Annotated in this window: 21 protein-coding genes, 1 tRNA gene and 1 other RNA gene; 10 read left to right on the top strand and 13 right to left on the bottom strand. The window is 68.4% G+C overall.

Features of this window, described 5'->3' with window-relative positions:
• Positions 1 to 38 precede the first annotated feature (38 nt).
• A complete protein-coding gene (locus A5764_RS23545) occupies positions 39 to 227 on the bottom strand; it encodes a CsbD family protein (protein WP_067118013.1) in 189 nt (62 codons plus the stop codon).
• An 83-nt stretch (positions 228 to 310) separates the two neighbouring features.
• Between A5764_RS23545 and A5764_RS23540 the strand changes: the two genes are divergently transcribed.
• The gene (locus tag A5764_RS23540) at positions 311 to 1,600 is read left to right on the top strand and encodes a serine hydrolase domain-containing protein (protein WP_067118010.1); all 1,290 of its coding nucleotides are present in this window, start codon (positions 311 to 313) and stop codon (positions 1,598 to 1,600) included.
• A gap of 10 nt (positions 1,601 to 1,610) precedes the next feature.
• On the opposite strand, the gene A5764_RS23535 is transcribed toward A5764_RS23540, so the two are convergent.
• From A5764_RS23535 to A5764_RS23525, 3 genes are all read right to left on the bottom strand, one after another.
• Entirely contained in the window at positions 1,611 to 2,666 is a 1,056-nt protein-coding gene (locus A5764_RS23535; RefSeq protein WP_067118007.1) for a dihydrodipicolinate reductase, read from the bottom strand.
• Positions 2,667 to 2,727: 61 nt separating this feature from the next.
• Entirely contained in the window at positions 2,728 to 3,873 is a 1,146-nt protein-coding gene (locus A5764_RS23530) for a hypothetical protein (RefSeq protein WP_067118004.1), read from the bottom strand.
• A complete protein-coding gene (locus A5764_RS23525; protein WP_067118001.1) occupies positions 3,870 to 5,189 on the bottom strand; it encodes a hypothetical protein in 1,320 nt (439 codons plus the stop codon). The genes A5764_RS23530 and A5764_RS23525 overlap by 4 nt, the downstream gene beginning before the upstream one ends.
• A 44-nt stretch (positions 5,190 to 5,233) precedes the next feature.
• On the opposite strand from A5764_RS23525, the gene A5764_RS23520 reads away from it, so the two are divergent.
• On the top strand, positions 5,234 to 5,584 hold the full coding sequence (locus A5764_RS23520) for a hypothetical protein (protein ID WP_067117998.1): 351 nt from the start codon (positions 5,234 to 5,236) through the stop codon (positions 5,582 to 5,584).
• 3 nt (positions 5,585 to 5,587) lie between these two features.
• Here A5764_RS23520 and A5764_RS23515 read toward each other — a convergent pair whose 3' ends face one another.
• The 3 genes from A5764_RS23515 to A5764_RS23505 all read right to left on the bottom strand — a co-directional run bounded on the left by A5764_RS23515 (position 5,588) and on the right by A5764_RS23505 (position 9,281).
• Positions 5,588 to 6,943 carry a CHAT domain-containing protein gene (locus A5764_RS23515; protein WP_067117995.1) on the bottom strand — a complete coding sequence of 452 codons (1,356 nt, stop codon included), beginning with the start codon at positions 6,941 to 6,943 and terminating at the stop codon, positions 5,588 to 5,590.
• The gene (locus A5764_RS23510; RefSeq protein ID WP_067117992.1) at positions 6,940 to 8,679 is read right to left on the bottom strand and encodes a hypothetical protein; all 1,740 of its coding nucleotides are present in this window, start codon (positions 8,677 to 8,679) and stop codon (positions 6,940 to 6,942) included. Before A5764_RS23510 ends, A5764_RS23515 begins: the two co-directional genes overlap by 4 nt.
• A gap of 101 nt (positions 8,680 to 8,780) precedes the next feature.
• Positions 8,781 to 9,281 carry a lipoprotein LpqH gene (locus tag A5764_RS23505; RefSeq protein WP_369807362.1) on the bottom strand — a complete coding sequence of 167 codons (501 nt, stop codon included), beginning with the start codon at positions 9,279 to 9,281 and terminating at the stop codon, positions 8,781 to 8,783.
• A 119-nt stretch (positions 9,282 to 9,400) separates the two neighbouring features.
• Between A5764_RS23505 and A5764_RS23500 the strand changes: the two genes are divergently transcribed.
• Both A5764_RS23500 and A5764_RS23495 read left to right on the top strand, forming a co-directional pair.
• Positions 9,401 to 9,775, top strand: a complete 375-nt coding sequence (locus A5764_RS23500; protein ID WP_067117987.1) for a hypothetical protein — start codon at positions 9,401 to 9,403, stop codon at positions 9,773 to 9,775.
• A complete protein-coding gene (locus A5764_RS23495; RefSeq protein WP_067117984.1) occupies positions 9,772 to 10,512 on the top strand; it encodes an enoyl-CoA hydratase/isomerase family protein in 741 nt (246 codons plus the stop codon). The genes A5764_RS23500 and A5764_RS23495 overlap by 4 nt, the downstream gene beginning before the upstream one ends.
• 7 nt (positions 10,513 to 10,519) lie before the next feature.
• Here A5764_RS23495 and A5764_RS23490 read toward each other — a convergent pair whose 3' ends face one another.
• Both A5764_RS23490 and A5764_RS23485 read right to left on the bottom strand, forming a co-directional pair.
• Positions 10,520 to 11,356 carry a hypothetical protein gene (locus A5764_RS23490; RefSeq protein WP_067117981.1) on the bottom strand — a complete coding sequence of 279 codons (837 nt, stop codon included), beginning with the start codon at positions 11,354 to 11,356 and terminating at the stop codon, positions 10,520 to 10,522.
• Positions 11,357 to 11,470: 114 nt separating this feature from the next.
• Positions 11,471 to 11,559, bottom strand: a tRNA-Ser gene (locus A5764_RS23485).
• A 77-nt stretch (positions 11,560 to 11,636) separates the two neighbouring features.
• Here A5764_RS23485 and ffs point away from each other — a divergent pair.
• From ffs to A5764_RS23470, 3 genes are all read left to right on the top strand, one after another.
• Positions 11,637 to 11,733, top strand: an RNA gene (gene ffs / locus A5764_RS23480) — signal recognition particle sRNA small type.
• Between the two features lie 98 nt (positions 11,734 to 11,831).
• On the top strand, positions 11,832 to 13,127 hold the full coding sequence (locus A5764_RS23475; protein WP_156664833.1) for an aminotransferase class I/II-fold pyridoxal phosphate-dependent enzyme: 1,296 nt from the start codon (positions 11,832 to 11,834) through the stop codon (positions 13,125 to 13,127).
• A gap of 108 nt (positions 13,128 to 13,235) precedes the next feature.
• Entirely contained in the window at positions 13,236 to 15,038 is a 1,803-nt protein-coding gene (locus A5764_RS23470) for a DNA polymerase III subunits gamma/tau (RefSeq protein ID WP_067118033.1), read from the top strand.
• 71 nt (positions 15,039 to 15,109) lie between these two features.
• Here A5764_RS23470 and A5764_RS23465 read toward each other — a convergent pair whose 3' ends face one another.
• Positions 15,110 to 16,438, bottom strand: coding sequence for a class I SAM-dependent methyltransferase (locus A5764_RS23465; protein ID WP_197501697.1), 1,329 nt, complete (start codon positions 16,436 to 16,438; stop codon positions 15,110 to 15,112).
• Complete coding sequence (locus A5764_RS23460; RefSeq protein ID WP_067117975.1) at positions 16,435 to 17,826, bottom strand: FAD-binding oxidoreductase; 1,392 nt, start codon at positions 17,824 to 17,826, stop codon at positions 16,435 to 16,437. The genes A5764_RS23465 and A5764_RS23460 overlap by 4 nt, the downstream gene beginning before the upstream one ends.
• An 88-nt stretch (positions 17,827 to 17,914) precedes the next feature.
• Here A5764_RS23460 and A5764_RS23455 point away from each other — a divergent pair, with 88 nt between their 5' ends.
• Positions 17,915 to 18,355: an SRPBCC family protein gene (locus A5764_RS23455; RefSeq protein WP_067117972.1), complete on the top strand. Its 441-nt coding sequence runs from the start codon at positions 17,915 to 17,917 to the stop codon at positions 18,353 to 18,355.
• Here A5764_RS23455 and A5764_RS23450 read toward each other — a convergent pair.
• Positions 18,352 to 19,113 (bottom strand): Rv3717 family N-acetylmuramoyl-L-alanine amidase, encoded by a 762-nt coding sequence (locus A5764_RS23450; protein ID WP_197501693.1) that lies wholly within the window; start codon positions 19,111 to 19,113, stop codon positions 18,352 to 18,354. The genes A5764_RS23455 and A5764_RS23450 overlap by 4 nt on opposite strands.
• A gap of 98 nt (positions 19,114 to 19,211) precedes the next feature.
• Between A5764_RS23450 and A5764_RS23445 the strand changes: the two genes are divergently transcribed.
• On the top strand, positions 19,212 to 19,571 hold the full coding sequence (locus A5764_RS23445; RefSeq protein ID WP_067117969.1) for a YbaB/EbfC family nucleoid-associated protein: 360 nt from the start codon (positions 19,212 to 19,214) through the stop codon (positions 19,569 to 19,571).
• A 13-nt stretch (positions 19,572 to 19,584) separates the two neighbouring features.
• A complete protein-coding gene (gene recR / locus A5764_RS23440; protein ID WP_067117966.1) occupies positions 19,585 to 20,196 on the top strand; it encodes a recombination mediator RecR in 612 nt (203 codons plus the stop codon).
• A gap of 9 nt (positions 20,197 to 20,205) precedes the next feature.
• On the opposite strand, the gene A5764_RS23435 is transcribed toward recR, so the two are convergent.
• Entirely contained in the window at positions 20,206 to 20,859 is a 654-nt protein-coding gene (locus A5764_RS23435) for a C39 family peptidase (protein WP_082951863.1), read from the bottom strand.
• Between the last annotated feature and the right edge of the window lie 150 nt (positions 20,860 to 21,009).

Raw genomic sequence — 21,009 nt, 5'->3', positions numbered from 1 at the left:
AGACAGGACGAGGTCCGCCGCCCCCCGGAGCCACCCGTCTAGGGTCGGCTACCTCTGCCCCGGAAAGTGTCCCGCATCCGCTCGCGCTGATCCTTCAGGTTTGCCTTCACCTGATCGAGCACGCCTTCGCGCTGGGTGCGCCGATTACCCGTGAGCCGGCCGACGGTCTCCTTGGCCCGGCCGCTCCAGTACTGCGCACTGTGGTTGAGTCTGTTCCTGGTACTCATGCCCGGATGCATACCCGAGGGGGTGCGACGGTCAAACGGACGCGTATGTTCTTCGCTCTCCGGTGCTGATAGCTTCATCGTCGGTGAAGCGCACAACCCTGCTGGTACCCGACGATGGCCTGCCACGCGGTGTTTGCGGTGCCGCCGATCCCCATTTCGCCAACGTCGTCAGCATCTTCTCGCGGCTGTTTCCCGGCCGCCGGTTTGGCGGGGGAGCCCTGTGCGTCTACATCGACGGCGCGCCCGTCGTCGACGTCTGGACGGGCTGGTCGGACCGGGCCGGCACCGAACGTTGGGCCGCCGACACCGCCGCGATGGTGTTCTCCGCGACCAAGGGTCTCGCCTCGACGGTGATTCATCGGCTGGCCGACCGGGGCCTGTTGTCCTACGACGATCCGGTCGCCGACTACTGGCCGGCCTTCGCCGCCAACGGGAAGGCCGACATCACGGTTCGCGACGTGCTGCGGCATCGATCGGGGTTGTCGCACCTGCGCGGCGTCACCAAGGCGGAGTTGATGGACCACCTGGTCATGGAGGAACGCCTGGCCGCCGCGCCCGTCGACCATCTGCGCGGCGTGCAGGCCTATCACGCGCTGACTTACGGGTGGCTGCTCTCCGGCCTGGCCCGGGCGGTGACCGGAAAAGGCATGCGCGAGCTGATCCGCCAGGAGGTCGCGCGCCCGCTCAACACCGACGGCTTACACCTGGGCCGCCCGCCCCAAGGCGCACCCACCAGGACCGCGCAGGTCCTGATGCCGCAGGGCAGACTGCGCGCCCCGGTGTTCAACTTCATCGCACCGAAACTGGCCGGCCTACCCTTCTCCGGCGCCTTGGGCGCGATGTACTTCCCCGGCATCATCTCTTTGATCAAGGGCGACACCGGATTCCTGGACGGTGAGGTGCCCGCGGCCAACGGGGTGGTGACCGGGCGCGGCCTGGCCAAGATGTACGCCGTGCTGGCCAACGACGGCCGCATCGACGGCAAGAAATATCTGTCCAAGGAGTTGGTGCGCGGACTGACCGGGGAGCCGCGACGGAAGTGGCCCGACGCAAACATGGTGGTACCCATGCCATTCCACTTGGGTTACCACGAAACGCCGGTTCCCGGCCTGCTGGCCGGGTTCGGTCATGTCGGCCTGGGCGGAACCCTGGGGTGGGCCGATCCCGCATCGGGCAGCGCGTTTGCCTTTGTGCACAACCGGCTGTTGACGCCGCTGCTGTTCGACATGGGGTCGTTCGCGGGCCTGGCCGGTCCGCTGCGCAACGCCATCGAGAACGCCCGCCACCACGGCCCGCTGCAGGTGCCCCAGCTCGGCGCGCCCTACGCCAAGCCCGCCCGTCGACAGGCGGCGGTGGCGGCGGGCGACCGTTAGTTTTGCGGCGCTACACCTTTGCGTGGCCGCGCGGAAGCGTTAGCGGCAGATCGGTATAGGTGACGATGCCCGGCGGCGCGGCGACGACGGCCGGGATCGCGTTGATGGCCGGCATCGCCGTCATGATGTGGCCGAGCGCCATGAAGTCGGCGATCGTCTCGGCCTGGAAGTACGGCGGCGGCAGGAAGCCGACCTTGGTTGTCACCGTTGGCTGCCCGTCGACCTGGATGACCCAGCCGTCCTGGTCGATCTTCCAGTCGGGCTCGAGTGTCTGTCCCTTGCGCCAGCGGACGTTGAGGTCGATCAACGTCTTGCCGCCGACGATGCCCTGCCAGCTCGCGTAGACGCCCGCCACGCATCCCGCGGGTATGGTCCAGGACCCGAGGTCGAGATCGGCTGTGGTTTGGGCGTATTCGGCCACGCAGCGCACGTCGTCGAGCTCGACGCCCAGGGCGTCGGCAACCAGGCGGACCGCCTCGCCGAAGATGGCCGTGCCGTGCTCGGTCATCGCCTGCAGGTCGGGGTGGTCGATCGGCTGGCCGAAGCCCACCGGCTTCTCGGTGGCCGGCGAATCGTAGAACGTGGTGTCGGCGGCTTCGATGACGCTGACCTTGTCGACCCGGTTGCATACCATCGCCGACACGATGGCCAGCAGCTCGGCGAAGCCGGGGCTGACGCCGGATCCGAAGATCGTCGAGCCGCCTTTTTGGCAGGCTTCGACGATCCGGTCCCGACCCTCGCCGAGGTTGGCCCCGGTGATGAACGACGCCGTCGTCACCACGTTGACGCCGGCCGACAGGATGCGGACCAGCTCGTCGCTGTCGATCCACATGGGGTTGTAGACCACGCAGTCGGGCTTTTGGGCAAGCAGCGCGTCGACGTCGTTGGTGGCCGCTACGCCCAGCGGCGCTATGCCGACCAGTTCGCCGGCGTCGCGGCCGACCTTCTCCGGCGACCAGGCATAGCAGCCCACCAGCTCGAGCGCGGGATTGCCGGCGATGGACTGCAGCGAGCTCTTGCCGACGTTTCCGGTGTTCCATTGAACGACCCGATAGTTATTTGGCACTCGCTCAGCATAGGGAATGACGGACGCCGGGCGACAGTGGATTCGCGGGTTGCCGCGAACGTCAGTAGTCGGATTCGGCGGCCAGAACCTCGGCCAGGAAGGCGTCGTCGGCCGGCCGGTCCAACCGGGCCCGCGCCCATCGGCGAGCCCGCTCGCGCGTTTCGCGGGCCTCCGACACCTCGGCGCCGACGATCACCGAGGTCGCCGACCAATCGTGGTCCCAGGCCGCCGATTCGGTGACCGGCCGCTGGCCGTCGACGAGGGGCAGGGTCGCGCGGCCTTCGGCGTCCATCGCGCCGCTGCCGGTGATGGCTCCGGACCGAAGCCGCACGTCGATGCCGCTGGCCAGGGCCGGTCCGATGACGGCCGCGCGCACGACGGCGACCACCGACGCAGCGGCGGACTCGACGCTCCAGTCGACGGTGTTTTCGCCTGCGTCGAAGATGCCGGGAGGCACCGCGGCCCAGTTGATGGAGGCGACGCCCCGGGCGATCGGCACCGCACCGCGCGGGCCCGTTCCGGCGCCGGCTGCTAGCGCGTAGTCGTCGCGACGCCCGCTCGGCATCGCGACGATTGACCCCGAATCGTCCAGGGCCGCATGCAGTTCCGGCCATCCACGGTCGTCGATGCCGACGTCGTCGGCGAGCCCGGCGCCGGCGCGCACCAGATCGAGCACCCGCGGATCGCCATCGCTCACGTGGTTGATCAGGGCCGGGGCGTGCGGTGTCAGCAGCTCGACAACATCGGAATCCAACGTGTCATCCAGGAAGTAGGCCTGGGCGCCGGACGTCAGCAAGGCGACCTCGACGTCGAGCAGCGCGCGGTCCAGCCCGGCGATGCCGTCCTGGCGGCTGGCGGGCCACCAGCGCCGCAGCCAGTGGCCGACGGCCAGCCTGCGCAGCGGCTCCAGCGATCCGGGGACGATGTCGACGCCGGCGAGCTCGATGGTGTGCGCTTCGTTTGCCTTGGGAGCGCCCGGCCCTAGGGCCGACGTGACGGCGACGTGCCCGGATTCGCCCAGGACGCGCCAAAGCCAGTCGGCGCGCGACAAATCGGTGAAGGTGATCCGCGTCGCCGCATCGGCGGGTGGATCGTCGATGGTCCAGGACAGCAGCGCGCCACTGACCTCCAGCACCGCGACGAGCGGTGGCTCGACGGTGATGGGCCCGGTGCTACTCCAAAGGCCGGTATCGGCAACCAATCTCACCCGGCCACCTGCAATTCCAGCATCGCCTTGATCCGTTGCCGGTGATCCAGGCTCACCGACCGGGCGACCCCCTCCAGCAGGGACCGGACCTCGTCGACGTCGTCGCAGGGCTCCTGCCAGACGTCGCGGCCGTGCAGGCGCGCCCACAGCCGGCTCAGGTACGGCTGTGCGTAGGCGGTGAGGTCGTCGACCACTTGCCGTTGGCGCGGATGGATTGGGCCGCCCTCGGCCAGATAGCGCCGGGCGTGCAGCACGTATGCCTCCTTGCGCAGCCGGGCCTGGATTTGCGCAGCCAACGCGTAGCGGTTGGCGACGGTCGGGTCCAGCGGTGACAGCTCGACCGCCACCTCGATGCCGGCCACCAGCGTGGCCTGTTTGTCTTCGGACAGCAGCCCCCACGGCGCGCAGGCCCGGTCGACTTCCTCCTCGCACAGCAGCGGGATATCGGGCAACGCGTCGCGGTCCAGCGCGCGCCGCAGCGTCGCACGCACCCGGTCAACCACGCTGCGGTCGAGCGGACGATCGCTGTCCGTGCCACCGGAGATCTTCGGCGCACGTTGCGGCTCAACCGAACTCAGGCCGAGCGCGACGATCGACCAGGGCAGCTCGGCGGTTTCGATGCGGGCCAGAGCGCCCAGGTTGTACGGTGTCGCATCGGCGATCACGGCCTTCCACGTTCGCTGCCGGGCTTCCGACGCGCGATGGCTGCTGGCGGGCCCGAGCACCGTGCCGAGCTCGGCCATGAACGGGCCGCTGACGGCTTCGTCCGGCCGCACGTCGCCCCAGCTGCGGTCGAGCTGATCGGCGAGCCCGGCGACGACGTCGGGGTCCGCCACGTATCGGTGCAGCACCTCGATCGCGGTGCGGTCGCGGCCCTGGTGAATATCGGCGAGCACCGCCGCCGCGGTCTCGCGATCCTGCGGCGCCGGTGGGCCTTTCGTCACGGCAAGCTCGAAGCACACCGGGAAGTACAGTTCCTGCGCGTTCCCGCTGCGAATCCGCTGTCTGCGGCGCTCGAGCTTCAGCGTCTCGAACCACGTCGCGGCGGAACGCAATTCGTGCGCATTTGCGACGATAAGTTCGTGCATTGCGGCCGCCGTTTCGGCTGCGACGACGGGCGCCGAATACTGCGGGTTGGATCGCAGCCGCAGCACCAACGGGTCGATGATGCGTTTGACGGTGCGGCTGAGCGGGCCGCCGTCGTCGCTGCTGAGCACCTCGACGCCGGGGCCGATCGCCCGCCACGCCGCCTCGATCACCGACCGGCGTGGGTGGCCCACGACGGCGACGGTCGCGACCTGCGAATCCGCGCTCATCTGGACAGGATAGGGGCATTGGAAAAATATCGGCAGCCGAAAAGTTGGGTTCGGTAGCCGGCCGGGGACGAGAGCCTGGTGGCATGAAGAAGCTAATCGGGCAGCTGTCGCGGGCCGGCCGGTCCGCGTTGAACCGGCGTCGGAACGCGGTGGGACGTACCGTCGGGGTCGGCACCGTCCGCACGGCCGCCGAGCGTCAGATTTTCATCGAGGTCGTGGCGGTATCGGGTGAGACGTTCATCGGCAAGTTGGCGCCCTGTGACGGCGAGACAGACGTGGCGATGCTGCGCCCGGGCCTGGTCGTCCTGGTGGCGTTCGATCCCGCTGCCCGCGAAGAGCTTTCGCTGCCCGACGATGTGCTCGCCGTCCACGCGTCCTGGCTGGCGTCGGTCTGAGCGCTACCTGGCGCCGTCCACGGCGAAAGTAACGAGCGCGCCCCAATATAGCGGGCTCGCGGTGACGTCGCCATCGCGCCAGCGCCGCATCTGCGCTCGCTGCCATCGATTCACCGCGCACCCCGCGTCGGCGGCTTCGTGCGCGCGATCCACGGCGATGACGAGATCGGCCATCGGGTCGGGCGGCGCGTCGGTCGCCGCCGCGAACTGCCGGTAGGCCGCCGTGGTGGGCAGCGACCACAAGGTCGCGGTCACCACCTGCGCGCCGCCCAGAATCATCGCTGCCACCAGACCGGTCGCCTCGTCGAACCGATAGTCCCCGCCCGATCCGCAGGCCAGCAGGGCCGCCCGCGGCGGCATCGGCAATTGCAGCGACATCAGGTCCGACGCGGTCAACGGGCGGTGCTCCCCGATCGCGTCCGCACCTCCCGGGATCGTCGCCGGGCAGGCCAGGTGAAGGGCCGCCCCGTCGGCCGAATGGCCCTCTGCCGAGCTGGCGTGTCCGACGTACATCAGCCGGCTCGGCTTTTGTGCGAGGAGCTTGGCCAGCCAGATGCGATCGGCGTCCTGGCGGCGGAACAACTCAACCGCCGCGTTGACACGGGGCAGCACCGGGCGGCCCTGCATCAGCTCGGCGAAGTGTTGCGCCAGTGGGTTTTCCGGTAAGGGCCGGCCGAGCACCGAGCCGAGCGCGGAGTCGGGCCGCTGGCCGGGCACCCGGGGGTCGAGGACGAGCGCGGGCGGGCCGTCGCACCTGTCATCCCAGCCGGCCGGCGCCCTCGGCGAATGGACGATGTTGGGCGGCACCGCCATCAGCACGTCGACCAATTCCATCAACCGATGGCCATCGGTGTGGTCGTTGATATCCGTTAGTTGCCAGGGGATCCGGGCGGCCGTCCTACCGCTCGTCGTGATGGCCTCCTGGCGGGCGCGCACTAATTCTTCTTTGCTTGGCCCCGACTTCGGCACTGCCAGCAACCCCCACGGGACGCGTGCGAGCCGAGCGCTGGGGGACACGAACAGCGTTGCACGCGGTGATGTTACGCACTCCTGCAGCAGCTGCCATCCAACTGGACCGATCAGCAGCACGCCCAGGATGTAGGCGAGCGTGAGTTCGGTATTGGCGGCCGCGAAAGGTCCCGTGGCCAGCGCCCGCTCGATGGCGTCGCGCCGGCTCTCGGTGCCGTGCGGCTCGGGTAAGGCGTCGGTCAGCTCTTGCAAGGCCGCGAGCAGGATCGGTTCCTCCACCACCCAGGTGGCGGTCCTCGACGGCTGACCGACGATCCGCAGGCTGCCGTAGGTGGCGATCCCGACGTCGGCGAACCGCAGGACCAGGGTAAGCCGGGCCGGCTCGCTCATGGCCAAGTCGACCAGGCCGGCTCTGCGGCGGTGACGTCGCGGCCGTAGCGCTGCAAAGCCAGTGCGCGATAGTGACTCATGATCGGCGGGCTGTCGGGCTGCATCTGTAACGGTGGCAATGGCCCGAGCCGCGTCAGGGAGGGGCCGGCACCCGCCGACGGCCCGGCCGCGGCCAGCGCCGTGACCGGTTCCGCGTTGGTGTCGATGAGCACGGTGGAGGTACCCGTGGACGCCCATTCGCCGATCTGAGGCCGCTGCGTATCCTTGTCGAAAGTACCTCGTGCGCTGTGGTATTCGACCAACTCGCTGACCAGTGGGGTATTCTCCCATTCCCAGGCGACGGCGAAGGCGCCGGCCAGCATGGGTGCCGAAATGCTTGTCGCCCACCGTGATCTCGCTTCAGCGTCGGCGATCGAATACCGCACCGAGTCGACCGCCAGCGCGGCCGGCACCTTGAGCTCGGCGGCCTGTTCGAGCTTGGCCATACCGCGCCAGTACTGCGGCGTGCCGACCTCCCCGTGCAGGATGCCGAGTCCTTCGGCCTGGCGCGCCTCGGTTTCCTGCAGCGTCTCGTCGGGATCGCCCGAACTGTCAAACCCTAGGTCCGCCAAGGCGTCGGCGCGCCAGACGGTGCCAAGGTGATTGTCGAGCCGCGCGTACTGCAGCCAGCTGCTGCGTGGCGAGGAATCGAGTAGTTCCCGAGCCTGGGCGATCAGCTCGACCGCGTCGTCGAAGCGGCTCCAAAAAATTGCAACCCAGCTGCGCTGCAACAAGATACGGTGCAGGTGCAATGGCTTTCCCAAGTCACGCCAGTGCCGCTCGGCGTGCTCCCAGCACTCGTCGGCGGCCTCCAGTGCACCGGATGCCAGGCGGGTGAGCCCCATGTACAGCCAGCAGCGTGCCACGTCGTGCGCCCGGTCGTATCGAGCGATGACGGGATAGGCCGCCGAGGTCAGTTGCTCGGTTGTCGCATGGTCACCCACCAACCAGGAAGCTGCCGCGCGCTCCAATTGCGTTCTGGCGGCGGCCAGCTCCCATTTATTCGCCTGTGCGCGGGCCTCCGCGCGGCGCAACCAGGGCTCGGCTTCGGACAATCGGCCGGTCTCCACGCAGAACCTGCCGTATGCGGTGGCCGCTTCTACCAAGAGGTGGTCGGCGAACGGGCTGCCGTTTCGGTGATGGTCCATTCCGTCGAGCACCCGCTCCCACAGCGGAACCGATTCCATGTGCAAGTCGTCGTCGCAAAGCGCGGCGGCGCACAGTGTTTCGGCATAGGTGCGCAGGTATGCGTGTTCGTCGGCGAGCTCTGCGTCGTCCTCTTCACCGCGTCCGTCACACAACGCCGCCAGCTTCACCGCGGCATCCTCGTGATCACCCAAGGCCGCGGCCAGCCCGGCCTCCAGGAACTGCGCTCGTCGCGTATAGCGGCGGATCATGTGCGCTACCTCGGCGCCGGAAATGCGCACCTGTTCGGCGGCTTGCGGCATCGTGCCGGCGGCGATCGCCGAATAGCTGGCCAGGCAGTCGCGGATGCGCCGGATGGACTCGCGCACCCCGTCATTCGCGCCGCGGGCGAGGTAGATCTCGCCGAGCTGCGCAAGCACCTCCAGCATCAAGTCGTCTCGATCTTCGCGCTCGATTGCCGGCACCAGGGACAGCAGCAAGTCCCGAGCCCGCATTTCGTCGGCGGCAAACGCCAACCGGCGGGCGTTCTCCAATTCGCCGGGGATCGACACGGCTGCATCATAAGTCCGCCCCCGGGGACGTGGCGAGCAGCCGCGGCCCGGAGCGGCGGACGCGTGGGTGAGGGGGCGTCCGCCGCCCGGCGTCCGGTCGATCAGCCGCACGTCACCTTGATGTTGAAATCTTTGGTGACCATTCCGGCCATCGGGTTCTTCATGTCGGCGCCCTGAGCCTGACCGGTGATGGTGTAGGTCTTGCCGTCCACCGCCACGTTGGCCGAGCCGACCTTCCCGCCCATGCCGTTCGCGACCGATAAGGCGTTGCCGTCGACAACCATCGCCAGCGACTCGACCTTCGGGGTGGGCTCGTCGGTCATCACGACGGCGAGCGCCTGCCGGCCACCGGCGGCCGATCCGCTGCCGATGTCGATCTTGCCGCCGGTCCGGACGCAGGTCACCGAGGCCGGGTCCAGGCCCGCCAGGTCGGCGCCTGCCACCTTTACTTGCGCCCCGCCGCCGTTGGCGACGCTGGGCGCCCCGCTCGACGCCGGGCCGGCCGTGTGGCCGCCGCTAGAGCAGCCCACCAGCACCGATGCGGCGCCCAGGGTTCCAATCGCAGCCGCGAGAAGACGTTTCACAGCAGTTCCTTCCGTCATGCGCCGCCCCAGTGGCGTCGCCATGGCGCAAGTACAGACGTGTCCGGCCGCTACCGATCCCAATTTCGGCGTCGACCCGGTAGGCTGCGTCGACATCGGCCCAGGAAGGGAGATGCGCGATGACAGGCGTGACGTGGTTGGAAAAGCCTGAGGCCCACGACTTTCCAGCGGCCGCCGACTACCTTGCTTTGCTCGCGAACGCGAAGTCCGTCGCCAAGTTGACGAAGAAGTTGAAGACCGGCGCGATCAAGTACAAGAAGGCCAAAGACATTCTGCGGGCGGCGCAGCTGAGCCTGTTGCCCGTCGACAACCCTCACGTCGCGGCGGATCTGTCCAAGATCGAAAAGGGCCAACCGCTGTCCCCGATCCTGCTGGTGCGCGGCGACTTCACCACGGGTGTCCCGCTGCAGGTCGCCGACGGCTACCACCGGGTGTGCGCGAGCTATCACACCGATGAGAACACCGACATCCCCGTCGTTATCGTGTCATCGTGATTGAGATCGAGTCCGTCGCGCCGGTGCGGGTGCTGACCCTTTCGTCGGGGCGCGTCAACGCCCTCGACGTCGAGCTGCTGGAAGAGCTGGCGGGCGCGCTCGGCGAGCTGCGGCACTCCGGCGGAGACGCACTCGTTGTGACCGGCACCGGGAAGGTATTCAGCGCCGGGGTCGACCTCAACCGGGTGGTCGACGGCGGCGCGGACTACACCGACCGCCTGGTCCCGGCGCTATCCGAGGCGCTCGAGGCGATGTTCTGCTACCCGGGGCCGACAGTGGCCGCGATCAACGGCGCCGCCATCGCGGGCGGGTGCGTCCTGGCCTGCGCCTGCGACCGCCGGCTGATCAGCCCCGAGGCGCAGATCGGGGCGTCCGAGGTCCGCGTCGGGGTGCCGTTCCCGGTCGCCGCGCTCGAGGTGATGCGCTACGCGTGCGGAGACCGCGCCGAGGACGCATTGCTCGGCGGCCGCGTGTACCGGGGGGCCGACGCCGTCGCCAACGGGCTGGCCCACCGCGTCGTCGCCGAGGATCTCATCGAGGCGGCGGTGGCGGAGGCGTCCGAGCTCGGCGAGATCCCCGTCGACGCCTACCGCCACACGAAGGCCCAGCTGCGGGCCCCCACTCTGGCGCGGATGCGCGAGGCCGGCCCGGTCGACGCCGAGGTCCGCCAGCTGTGGGGCGCCGACGAGACCCAGCAGCGCCTCGCGACGTACGTCGAGGGCCTGCGGCGCCGCTGAGGCTGGCTTATTCGTCGAGCGCGACGCCGCCGCGGGTGCGCCTGCGCCGCATCCGGTGCGAGCCCTTGCCCGTCGGTCGGCGGTTGCGCAGGCCGCCCCCAGCCTCTTCGGCGGCCTTGGTGTCTTGCTCCTCGGGGGTTTGCTCAGCTTCCTTGGCGACCGGTTCGGCTTCCGCCACGGGCTCGACGGCGGTTTCGGTAGGTTCTTCCTCCTGCTCCGGCTCTTGGGCTTCTTCGGTCTCCGGTTCGCCGGCGTCTTCGGACTCTTCGGCCTCGGCGGCTTCGGTGTCCTCGGCTTCGGTGGCTTCGGCGTCTTCGGCTTCGGCGTCTTCGGTCTCTTCGGCGGTTGCCTCGTCGGCGTTCTTGCGGCGCAGACGTCGCCGCTTGGGCTTCTTGGCCTTGATCGGTTTCGGCGGTGGCGGCGGCAACTCGGCGACAAACGACAGATAAAACGCGAAGAAACCGAGCACACCGATCGCGGCGGCGGCGCCGTAAATCGCAAACAACCAGCGGCCGGCGGCATCCAGGCTGAACCAGATCTCGCTGATCGCGGTGCCGACGATCAGCACGCCGGCCAGCACGTGCGCCACGATTGACCAGACCCTGATGGTCAGCGCCAGCTGCGGCGTGCCCAGCTCCGGCTTGCGGGTGCGCAGCTGGGTGAACACCACCGGCAGCGCGGCCAGCCCCACCAGCGCACCTGTAACGATCCGAAGCGTCGTCCCCAACGAATGCGTGGTGTCGCCCATCAGCTCAGGCCAGCGGGGCAGCACGAAAAAGAAGTACAGGAAGCCGGCAGCGATCGAAAACAGCGCGTGCCACGGTATGGCGACCTTGCGCCCCATACGCCTCCTCATGCTGCTGGTGAGCCTCGTTGGCTGGTAAGCCAGCCTAAAGGCCGGTCACAGCGATTCCAAACAACCCCCGTGCGTGGTCGCGCCCCAACCGAGTACGACCGATGGCGGAGGATGCGGGATTTGAACCCGCGAGGGCTATTAACCCAACCCGCGTTCCAGGCGAGCGCCATAGGCCACTAGGCGAATCCTCCGTGGGCCATCGTAACCGAGTGCGCGGTGCCCTCTGAAAGGCCGCGGCTAGTCGCTTCCGGCCAGGTATTAGACTCGCCGCAGGACCCCGCGCGGCGTCTATCCTGTGAACTCCCCCAGGGCCGGAAGGCAGCAAGGGTCAATGGGCTCTGTCGGGTGCGCGGGGTCCCCTATGTTCGATGAGTGGCGACCCGCTTCGCCCGGCTGCGCCGCGCTTGCGGTCGCCACTTGTCCCCACCCCGGTTGGACGGCGAAAGGGCCCGCAATAGCTATGGTGTCGTTCGATTCCCTCAGCCCTGCGGAGCTCGCCGCCGCGCACGCCCGCAACCAGCAGGATTACGCGGAGCTGCAGGCCAAGAAGCTGTCTTTGGACCTGACCCGCGGCAAACCGTCTCCGGAGCAGCTCGACCTGTCCAGCCAGCTGCTCAGCCTGCCCGGCGACGACTACCGCGACGCCGAGGGCACCGACACCCGCAATTACGGCGGCCTGCACGGCCTGCCGGAACTGCGCGCCATCTTCGGGGAGCTGCTCGGCATCCCGGTGCAAAACCTGATCGCCGGTAACAACTCCAGCCTGGAGTTGATGCACGATCTCGTCGCCTTCTCGCTGCTGTACGGCGGGGTGGACTCGCCGCGGCCTTGGATCAAGGAGCAGGACGGCATCAAGTTCTTGTGCCCCGTCCCCGGCTACGACCGGCACTTCGCCATCACCGAGACGATGGGCATCGAGATGATCCCGGTCCCGATGCTGCACGACGGCCCCGACGTCGACCTGATCGAGGAGCTCGTCGCCGTCGACTCCGCGATCAAGGGGATGTGGACGGTGCCGGTGTTCGGCAACCCCACCGGCATCACCTACTCCTGGGAGACGGTCCGCCGGCTCGTCCAGATGCGGACCGCGGCGCCCGACTTCCGGCTGTTCTGGGACAACGCGTACGCGGTGCACACCCTGACCCACGACTTCATCCGCCAGGTCGACGTGCTCGGGCTGGCGGCCAAGGCCGGCAACCCACACCGGCCCTACGTCTTCGCGTCCACCTCCAAGATCACCTTCGCCGGCGCCGGGGTCAGCTTCCTGGGTGGATCGCTGGGAAACATCGCCTGGTATCTGCAATACGCGGGCAAGAAGTCGATCGGCCCCGACAAGGTCAACCAGCTGCGGCACCTGCGCTTCTTCGGCGACGCCGACGGGGTGCGCCTGCAGATGCTGCGCCACCAGCAGATCCTTGCGCCGAAGTTCGCCTTGGCTCTGGAAATCCTGGACAAGCGGCTGAGCGATTCCAAGATCGCCTCGTGGACCGACCCCAAGGGCGGCTACTTCATCAGCCTCGACGTACTGCCCGGCACGGCACGGCGTACCGTCGCGCTGGCCAAAGACGCCGGGATCGCCGTGACCGAGGCCGGCGCGTCGTTCCCGTACCGGAAAGACCCGGACGACAAGAACATCCGCATCGCGCCCACCTTCCCGTCGCTGCCGGACCTGCGCGACGCGGTTGACGGGCTGGCGACGTGCGCGCTGCTGGCGGCGTCCGAGTCGCTGCTCGTCGCCGCGGCATCCAGTGTGAGCTGACGGCGACGACACGCCGAGCGAGTCGACCGTAGGTTCACACCGAAAGCCACTGATGCACACCCGATGCCAGCCGCGCTCCAGTCGGCCGGCGCCGGTAGCCTGCTGACCGTGGCCCTCTACCGCAAATATCGACCGGCAACCTTCGCCGAAGTGGTGGGTCAGGAGCACGTCACCGAGCCGCTGTCGATTGCCCTGGAAGCCGGCCGGATCAACCACGCGTACCTGTTCTCCGGGCCGCGCGGCTGCGGAAAGACCTCGTCGGCGCGCATTTTGGCCCGGTCGCTCAACTGCGCGCAGGGGCCGACGGCCACGCCCTGCGGGGTTTGCGAGTCTTGCGTGGCGCTGGCGCCGAACGCGCCCGGCAGCATCGACGTGGTGGAGCTCGACGCGGCCAGCCACGGCGGCGTGGACGACACGCGTGAGCTGCGTGACCGCGCCTTCTACGCTCCGGCGCAGTCGCGCTACCGGGTGTTCATCGTCGACGAGGCGCACATGGTGACCACCGCCGGCTTCAACGCGCTGCTCAAGATCGTGGAGGAGCCGCCCGAGCACCTCATCTTCATCTTCGCCACCACCGAGCCGGAGAAGGTGCTGCCGACGATCCGTTCGCGCACCCATCACTACCCGTTCCGGCTCTTGCCGCCGAAGACCATGCGAGCGTTGATCGGGCGGATCTGCGAGCAGGAGAGCGTCCTCGTCGACGATGCGGTGTACCCGCTGGTGATCCGCGCCGGCGGCGGTTCGCCGCGCGACACCCTGTCGGTGCTCGATCAGCTGGTGGCCGGCGCCGAGGACAACCACGTCACCTACCAGAGGGCACTGGGGCTGCTGGGCGCCACCGACGTCGCGCTGATCGACGACGCCGTCGATGCGCTGGCGGCCGGGGATGCCGCCGCGTTGTTCGGCGCGGTCGAATCGGTAATCGACGCCGGTCATGACCCACGCCGCTTCGCCACCGACCTAATGGACCGGTTCCGCGATCTCATTGTGCTGCAAGCGGTTCCGGACGCGGCCAGCCGTGGCGTGGTGGACGGGCCGGAGGACGTGCTGGACCGGATGCGCGACCAGGCGGCCCGCATCGGCCCGGCGACGCTGACCCGGTATGCCGAGGTGGTGCAGGCCGGGCTGGGCGAGATGCGAGGTGCGACGGCGCCGCGCCTCCTGCTCGAAGTGGTCTGCGCGCGACTGCTTTTGCCATCGGCCAGCGACGCCGAGTCGGCGCTTCTGCAGCGGGTCGAGCGGATCGAGACCCGGATGGGCATGTCCATCCCCGCCGCCGAGAGCGCGGCGCCGCCGCCTCAGCCCGCGGCCGCGCCCGTCCGGCCCCGCAGGCCGGCCCCTCGAGCCGCCGAAGAGCCCACCCCCAAGCCCGAGCCGCAGCCCAAGCCTCCGCCTGAGCCGGCTCCGGCGCCGCAGCCCGAACCCGAAATCGCTTCCGCCCCTGGCGAACTCAACGCCGCCGCGGTGCGTACCATGTGGCCGACGGTGCGCGACAAGGTGCGCCAGCGCAGTCGCACCACAGAGGTGATGCTGGCCGGCGCGACCGTTCGCGCGCTCGAGGGCAACACGCTGGTGTTGACCCACGCGTCGGCTCCGCTGGCCAAGCGGCTCTGCGAACAGCGCAACGCCGACGTCATCGCCGAGGCGCTCAAGGACGCGCTGGGGGTGAGCTGGCGGGTCCGCTGTGAGGCCGGTGATGGGGAGCCCGCATCAAACCCGTTGCCCCCCAAGGTGGAAGAGGTCGCCCCCGCTGCAGATCCCGTGGAATCCGCCGGGCGGGACGACGACGAGGAACACATGCTCGCCGAGGCGGGCCGCAGCGAGCCGTCGGCACCGCGACGCGATCCCGAAGAGGTCGCGCTCGAGTTGCTGCAGAACGAGCTGGGCGCGCGCCGGATCGACGGGGGCTAGTGGGGACCGTAAGCGCGGCGTAGCCGGGCGGCGTAGCCGGGCGCAACGGGTCGCCACCATCGAACTAAGCCTCAGGGTTGCCACCATGGGCGCAGCGGCAGGTCGTCGTCGCCGCGGGCGTCGACATTGGCCGCCAGCACGTGGTGCAGCTGAAGGTTGTTCTGTTCGAAGGCGACTCGTGAGGCCGCCATGTAGAGGCCCCACACTTTGGCGGTCGCCAGGCCCACCTCTTCAACCGCGTCGTCCCAGTGCTCGACCAGATTGCGGCACCAATCGCGCAGGGTCATCGCGTAGTGGTGCCGGAAGTTCTCCTCGTGCAACACCTCGAAACCGGCGTCCTGGACGTCGGTGATGATGCGCCCCGAGCCGGTCAGCTCGCCGTCCGGGAAGACGTAGCGGTCGGTGAATCCGCCGGCGAAAGACGTCGATTTGTTGTCGTGGCGGGTGATGCAGTGATTGAGCAGCAGCCCGCCGGTGCGCAGCTTCGACTTCAAGAAACCGAAGTAGGCCGGGTAGTTCTTGACACCGATGTGCTCGGTCAGCCCGATGGACGACACCGCGTCGAACCCGGCCTCGCCCACGTCGCGGTAGTCGGAGTGGCGCACTTCGGCCAGCTCCGCCAGCCCCTCGTCCTCGATTGCCTTTTGCGCCCACTTGGCCTGCTCGGCCGACAGCGTGGCGCCGATCGCGCGCACACCGCGGCGGGCGGCGTAGCGCACCATGCCGCCCCAGCCGCAGCCCACGTCGAGCAACCGGTTGCCCGGCTGCAGCCGCAGCTTCTCGAAAATCAGCCGGTACTTGTTGTCCTGCGCTTCTTCCAGCGTCGCCTCGGCGTGCGGATAGACCGCGCAGGTGTAAGTCATCGACGGGCCGAGCACCCACTCGTAGAAGGTGTTGGAGACGTCGTAGTGGTGGTGGATGGCCTCGGCGTCGCGGGTCTTGCTATGCATCACGCCGGCGGCGACCAGCACCCACCGCGGTGGGGCTTCCTCCGGCGGCGGGGCGACGGGCAACAGACATTCGACCCCGATGGAACGGACTATGTTGGCCAGCACCCGCGCCGGCGGCCGCTTGAATTGGACCCGGTCGGTCAACGTCTTGAGCAGGTCGTACGGGTCGCCGGGGTGCACGCCATACGTCTGCAGGTCACCGGAGACGTAGGCGCGGGCGAGGCCCAGCTCACCCGGGGCCGTGGCCAGGTAGGTGGCGCCCCGGGGCGTGCGAAGGTCCAGGCCCAGCCTGGCCTCCTCGCTGCCCGCGGTGCTGCCGTCGTACGCGGTGAACTTCAGCGGATGACGCCCGGTCGCGGCGAAGATCTCCAGGATCTCCGCCATGGTGAATTTGGCCCCAAGGTGGTGGCTGGTGGGGTCGGGCTCCTTGGTCTCGCTAGTCGCTGTCATCGCCGTTGCACCGCCTTTGCGTAGAGGTCGAGGAGACGAGCGTCGGGATCGTACGTCTTCTTGACCGTCTTGTAGGCCTCGCCTCCGTAGAGTTCGTCGAACTCCTCGCGGGTGTAGAAGGAGTCGGAGTACAGCGACTTGTGCCCGTCGAGCGCGCTGACCTTCGCCTCGATGGCCCGGTTGGTCGCGCCTTGGGTGGGGCCGGCCGGCACCGACGACCAGAACCCGAGGTTGACGTAGGTGTGATCCGGTCGCATCGGATACAGCGGCCAGCCGTCGTGGTCGCGTAGCCGCAGCGGGCACAGCCAGATCGGCGTGATGGGCACGTTGTCGAGGAACCACTCCAGGAATTCGACGCTGCGCTCAACCGGCACCTCGACGTCCTGCACCACCCGCTCGCGCGGGGGGCGGCCGTTGCGTTTCTCGATCCGGTCGGCGATGCCGAAGCGCTGGTCGAGGGCGACCAGTTTCCAATAGAAGCTGCTGCGCCGGTAGCGGCGCGGCCACCAGCGCCGCACCCGCGGGTTTTGCACGCCGAACGCACGCGAGCACCAAAACCAGTCGGTGTCCCAGCGCCAGAGATAGTCGTGAATCGTCAGCCGGTCGTCCTTGGTGGCTTCCACACCAGCGCAGTCGTGCCGAATCGATTGGTAGTAAATGTCTTTTCCGGTGTAATCACTGACCGGCCCCGGAGTGGTGGTGCGCCGGCCGACGCAGAGATAGCTTTCGTCGGCGCTGAAAACCACGCCATCCAGATAGTCCACCGGGGTGCCGCCCTGCCCGCCGGTGTCGATGATGCGTTCCATGGCCGCGACCATGTCGGGAAGCGAGCGGAATCGGATGTGCCGCAGCGCCACGAACGGCGCGACGGGCTCCAGCTCGATCCGCAGCCTGGTCGAATATCCCAGCGTCCCATAGGAATTGGGGAAGGCGCGGAACAGATCGGGGTGCCGGCTGCGGGATGCGGTGAGCAATTCGCCAGCGCCGGTGAGGATGTCCATCTCCAGCACCGACTCGTGGGGCAACCCGTTGCGAAACGACGCCGACTCGATGCCCAGGCCGCTGACCGCCCCGCCGAGGGTGATGGTCTTCAATTGCGGGACTACCAGTGGCGAAAGGCCGTACGGCAGGGTCGCGGCCACCAGGTCCTGATAGGTGCACATGCCGGCCACGTCGGCGGTGCGGGTTTCGGGATCGACACCAAGCACGCCGGTCAGCCCGGACGTGTCCAGCCCGTGCGCATCGCGTTTGCTGCGGGCGCGGAACAGGTTTGAGGTGGGCTTGGCGAGCCGGACGGCGGATGTCGCCGGGATGGATCGATAACTCGCCATCAACCGGTCGACGCCCGCTGTGTGAGCCGAGAGTGCAGATCCAGGGACAGGCACCACATATACCCTAGTCTTCGACCACAGCCCGTGCACCCGTGCGCGGTCGTCATCACAGGACACCAAAAGACATACGAGGGGGTAGCGCCTGATGGGACAGGTCAGCGCAGACAGCACCATCTTGATCAATGCCGAACCGTCGGCCACCCTTGCCGCGGTCGCGGACTACCAGAACGTGCGCCCGAAGATCCTCTCCCCGCAGTACAGCGAGTATCAGGTGCTGCAGGGCGGCCAGGGAGCGGGCACGGTCGCCAAGTGGAAGCTGCAGGCGACCAAATCACGGGTGCGTGACGTGCAGGTCAACGTCGATGTCGCCGGGCACACCGTCATCGAGAAGGACGCGAACTCGTCGATGATCATCAACTGGACGGTGGCCCCCGCCGGACCGGGATCCAGCGTAACGGTCAAGACCACCTGGGACGGCGCGGGCGGCGTCAAGGGCTTCTTCGAAAAGACCTTTGCGCCCTTGGGGCTGAAGAGGATTCAGGGCGAGGTGCTCGCCAATCTGAAGAAAGAACTAGAGAAGAGCTAGCGCGCTTGGCCCTGGGTGGCCAGGAAGCCCGCGACGCCGCGCACCATCGCATCGGCGTACTTCTGCCGGCCCTCGGGTGACTCCAACAGCGCGGAATCCGCGGGATTCTTCATGTTGCCGCACTCGACCAGAATCGACGGATACTGCGCCAAGTTCAGGCCGGTCAGATCCGAGCGACCGTACAGGCCGTCCTGGCCGATGTAGTTAGAAGGTGGAATACCCGAGGCCTGCAACTGGTCGCGCATGATGCGGGCGTACTGCACCGAGGGTCCGGCCTGCACTTGGTTGAGCGGCGGGGCCGAGTAATTGACGTGGAACCCGCGGCCGGACGGCGGGCCGCCGTCGGCGTGGATGCTCAGGACCGCGTTGGGGCGCAACGAGTTGGCCATGTTGGCGCGCGCATCGACGCACGGTGCCAGCGCAGTGTCGTTGCTGCGCGACATGGCCGTCCGGACGCCCAGCGCGTTCAACCCGGCGCGAACCCGCAGCGCGGTGTCCCAGTTGAACGTGTGCTCCTGATAGCCGGCGTTCGTCGAGGTTCCGCTGGTCTGGCAGTCCTTGGTGCCGCCACGACCGGTGGGCACCTGATGGGTGATGGAAGCGTCGTTGGAGCCGTTGTGGCCGGGGTCGATGAAAACGACCATGCCGGCGATATTGGACGGGACTGCGGTCGCGGTCGGGATGATCGCCGCCGACGCAGCAATCAGCACACCGACCGCCAGTTTGATTCCGACACGCCTGCTCACTCGTACGTCCACGGCGCAAAGGTAGCGTCGCGCGGTCTACGCTGGGTGTTTCGAATCGCCCGACATCCACAGGCGAAACCAACTCGAGACCAAGATGCGAGGGGATTGTCATGCAACCCGGAGGCGATATGTCGCAGCTGCTCGCCCAGGCGCAGCAGATGCAGCAAAAGCTGCTGGAAGCCCAGCAACAGCTGGCGAACGCCGAGGTGCACGGGCAAGCCGGCGGGGGCCTGGTCGAGGTCGTGGTCAAAGGCAGCGGCGAGGTGGTCGCGGTGAAGATCGACCCGAAGGTCGTCGACCCCGGCGACATCGAGACCCTGCAGGACCTGATCGTCGGCGCCATGGGTGACGCTTCCAGCCAGGTCACCAAGATGGCGCAGGAGCGGCTGGGCGCCCTGGCCGGAGGGATGGGCGTGCCGGCGAAACCGCCGGCGCCGCCGACCGCGCCGCCGACTCAGATGGGGCTGTAGACGCCACACCGACATGTTTGAGGGACCGGTCCAGGATCTGATCGACGAGCTCGGCAAGCTGCCGGGCATCGGGCCTAAAAGCGCGCAGCGGATCGCCTTCCACCTGTTGTCGGTGGAGCCGCCGGAGATCGACCGGCTGACCGCGGTGCTGGCGAAGGTCCGCGAAGGGGTTCGGTTCTGCGCGGTGTGCGGCAACGTCTCCGACGACGAGCGTTGCCGCATCTGCTCGGACCCGCGCCGCGACGGCTCTTTGGTGTGCGTGGTCGAGGAGCCCAAGGACGTCCAGGCCGTCGAGCGCACCCGCGAGTTCCGCGGCCGCTACCACGTGCTGGGCGGCGCGCTTGATCCGCTGTCCGGGGTGGGCCCCGATCAGCTGCGGATCCGCGAGCTGCTGACCCGCATCGGTGAGCGCGTCGACGACGTCGACATCACCGAGGTGATCATCGCCACCGACCCCAACACCGAGGGCGAGGCGACCGCCACCTACCTGGTCCGGATGCTGCGCGACATCCCCGGCCTGACCGTGACGCGGATCGCGTCGGGCCTGCCGATGGGCGGTGACTTGGAGTTCGCCGACGAGCTGACGCTAGGCCGCGCGCTCACCGGCCGCCGGGCGATGGTCTGACGCGGGCATTTACCTGGTGACGACGGCGAAGTTGTCGCTGGTGTTCCACGCCGCTTCGAAGGTGGCGATGGAAACCTGTTCATCGCGGCCGGCTTTGACGCCGCTGTCGTTGAGGTGCACCACACCGGCGCCGGCGTCGATGCCGGTGACGACCACGAAGTGATTTTCCTCGGCGCGGTTGCCGCCTTCGTCCCAGAGGATCTTGTTGTTGACTCCGGCAATCACCTTGCGCCCTTGGTCCAGGTCGTGCTCCAGCGCGTCGATAGTCGTATGGACCGACGCGGCCTGGACGCCGTAGTGCGCGAGTAATACCGCCAGGTCTCCGTTGCTGGTTCTGCTGCCGGGGCGATAGATCGGTCCGGGGTGGCTGCCGCTCGGGATGTTTTCAGCCGCGGCGTTGACCGCGTCCTCGCTGGGCTGGCGGCCGGTGATCTCGCCGACCACGTCGGCCACCGCCATCTCGCCGCAGTCGCGATCCTGTTGCTGGTAGCGCCAATAGTTCGCGGCGGCGGCCGGGTTGCCGTGCATCCCGCCGCTGCGCGGAGAGGGCGCGGCGTCGGCCGCACCCGCGAACCCAACCGCCGCGCCGGCGGCCGCGCTCAACACGGCCGCGAGCCCGACGATCCGCGCCGCGCGGGCGACCGTGGTGCATCTGAGGGTCATGGCCCAAACGCTGGCCGAGCGCCCTGCAAGGATCCTTGGCGAATTCTTGGAGCGCAGCTGGGCAGGCCACCAGACATAACGTATTGCGACGCGCGCCGGCGTGTCGTCGCAGCCGTTTATGTGTCGAGCGACGGGTGGCGCAGCTGGCCG

It is taken from the genome of Mycobacterium sp. 852002-51057_SCH5723018, assembly GCF_001667035.1.
GTDB lineage: Bacteria > Actinomycetota > Actinomycetes > Mycobacteriales > Mycobacteriaceae > Mycobacterium.
This window is presented reverse-complemented; position numbering and strand designations above follow the sequence as displayed.

Bases quoted from the DNA above. Each gene is read 5' to 3' on its own strand.
- A5764_RS23525 (WP_067118001.1), bottom strand. From the start codon at position 5,189: ATGAGCGCGGATTCGCAGGTCGCGACCGTCGCCGTCGTGGGCCACCCA.
- A5764_RS23505 (WP_369807362.1), bottom strand. From the start codon at position 9,281: ATGACGGAAGGAACTGCTGTGAAACGTCTTCTCGCGGCTGCGATTGGA.
- A5764_RS23545 (WP_067118013.1), bottom strand. From the start codon at position 227: ATGAGTACCAGGAACAGACTCAACCACAGTGCGCAGTACTGGAGCGGC.
- A5764_RS23465 (WP_197501697.1), bottom strand. From the start codon at position 16,438: ATGACAGCGACTAGCGAGACCAAGGAGCCCGACCCCACCAGCCACCAC.
- A5764_RS23490 (WP_067117981.1), bottom strand. From the start codon at position 11,356: ATGGGGCGCAAGGTCGCCATACCGTGGCACGCGCTGTTTTCGATCGCT.
- recR (WP_067117966.1), top strand. From the start codon at position 19,585: ATGTTTGAGGGACCGGTCCAGGATCTGATCGACGAGCTCGGCAAGCTG.
- A5764_RS23435 (WP_082951863.1), bottom strand. From the start codon at position 20,859: ATGACCCTCAGATGCACCACGGTCGCCCGCGCGGCGCGGATCGTCGGG.
- A5764_RS23455 (WP_067117972.1), top strand. From the start codon at position 17,915: ATGGGACAGGTCAGCGCAGACAGCACCATCTTGATCAATGCCGAACCG.
- A5764_RS23500 (WP_067117987.1), top strand. From the start codon at position 9,401: ATGACAGGCGTGACGTGGTTGGAAAAGCCTGAGGCCCACGACTTTCCA.
- A5764_RS23515 (WP_067117995.1), bottom strand. From the start codon at position 6,943: ATGAGCGAGCCGGCCCGGCTTACCCTGGTCCTGCGGTTCGCCGACGTC.
- A5764_RS23445 (WP_067117969.1), top strand. From the start codon at position 19,212: ATGCAACCCGGAGGCGATATGTCGCAGCTGCTCGCCCAGGCGCAGCAG.